This window comes from Roseovarius azorensis, from assembly GCF_900109455.1.
Taxonomy (GTDB): Bacteria; Pseudomonadota; Alphaproteobacteria; order Rhodobacterales; family Rhodobacteraceae; genus Roseovarius; species Roseovarius azorensis.
This window is the reverse complement of record NZ_FOAG01000040.1, coordinates 1-1,326: the sequence shown is the minus strand read 5'-3', so window position 1 is coordinate 1,326 and position 1,326 is coordinate 1. Positions and strand designations below refer to the sequence as shown.

The following is a 1,326-nucleotide window of genomic DNA, read 5'->3' as shown; positions in this document are numbered from 1 at the left end:
TGAATCGCTCCGGGTTTGTCGGAGACCATCAACTTAAGTAAGGATGATGGTTATGACGAAAAGCAAAATGGCAAATCGCTACTCGCCCGAGGTCCGCGCACGAGCGGTCCGGATGGTGTTCGAGCATCAGGGCTCATACGAAACGCAGGCGGGCGCGATCGCGGCCATTGCACCCAAGATTGGCTGTATTCCCCAGACCCTGCGCGAATGGGTCAAGCAGGCTGAGAAAGACAGCGGCATGCGCGATGGCGTGACCACTGAGGAACGGGACCGGATCAAGGCCCTGGAACGTGAGGTCCGGGAGCTGCGGCAGGCGAATGAAATTCTCCGCAAGGCGTCAGCTTATTTTGCGCAGGCGGAACTCGACCGCCCACTGAAGCGATGATCGCCTTCATAGAAGATCAGCGCGTTGTTTACGGCGTCGAGTCGATCTGCAGGGTCCTGCCGATCGCGCCGTCGACATTTTATCACCGCCTGGCGTGTCGTGCCGATCCTTCTAAGGCGTCAGCCCGACACCAACGGGATGCAGAGCTGCGACCAGAGATCAAAAGGGTCTGGGATGAAAACTATCAGGTCTACGGGGTTCGCAAAGCGTGGCACCAGATGAAGCGTGAGCGCTTTGATGTGGCCCGCTGCACGATCGCGCGTTTGATGAAACAGATCGGCATCCGTGGCGCTGTGCGCGGTAAGGTGGTCAAAACAACGGTTCCGGACACGTCAGCACCCTGTCCGCGCGACAAGGTGAACCGTCAGTTCCGGGCGCCTGCGCCGAACATGCTGTGGGTCAGTGACTTTACCTACGTGTCCACATGGCAAGGCTTTGTTTATGTGGCCTTCGTCATCGACACATTCGCTGATCGCATTGTCGGATGGCGGGTCTCGCGGTCTGCCAAGACAGACTTTGTTCTCGATGCCTTAGAACAGGCCCTGCATGATCGACGGCCGGTCCAGAAGGGCGGATTGGTTCATCACTCGGATCGCGGCGGGCAATATTTGTCCATTCGATACACCGAGCGTTTGGCCGAAGCGGGCATCGAACCATCGGTGGGCAGTGTCGGTGACAGTTATGATAACGCTCTCGCGGAAACCATTAACGGTCTCTACAAAACCGAACTGGTTCACCGCCAAGGCCCGTGGCGCAACATGCAGGAACTGGAAATGGCCACCCTCGGCTGGGTCGACTGGTTCAACAACCGCCGCCTGCTTGGACCCATCGGAAACATCCCGCCGGCAGAGGCCGAAGAGAACTTCTATGCACAGCGCGACGTGCTCGATATGGTCGCGTGAAATGAAGCTATAGGTCTCCGACAAACCCGGAGCGATTCA

General features: G+C 58.0%; 1 protein-coding gene and 1 other annotated feature. The gene reads left to right on the top strand.

Annotation, left to right across the window (positions count from 1 at the left end; genetic code table 11):
* Positions 1-52 precede the first annotated feature (52 nt).
* Positions 53-1,287, top strand: a protein-coding gene (locus BSG08_RS19170) for an IS3 family transposase (protein WP_093039440.1) whose coding sequence is annotated in 2 segments (ribosomal slippage) — positions 53-347 and positions 347-1,287 — 1,236 coding nt in all. Because the reading frame shifts where the segments join, the coding sequence is not laid out codon by codon here.
* Positions 340-456 (top strand) — a sequence feature (AL1L pseudoknot). Its footprint overlaps the gene before it by 117 nt.
* Positions 1,288-1,326: the final 39 nt, after the last annotated feature.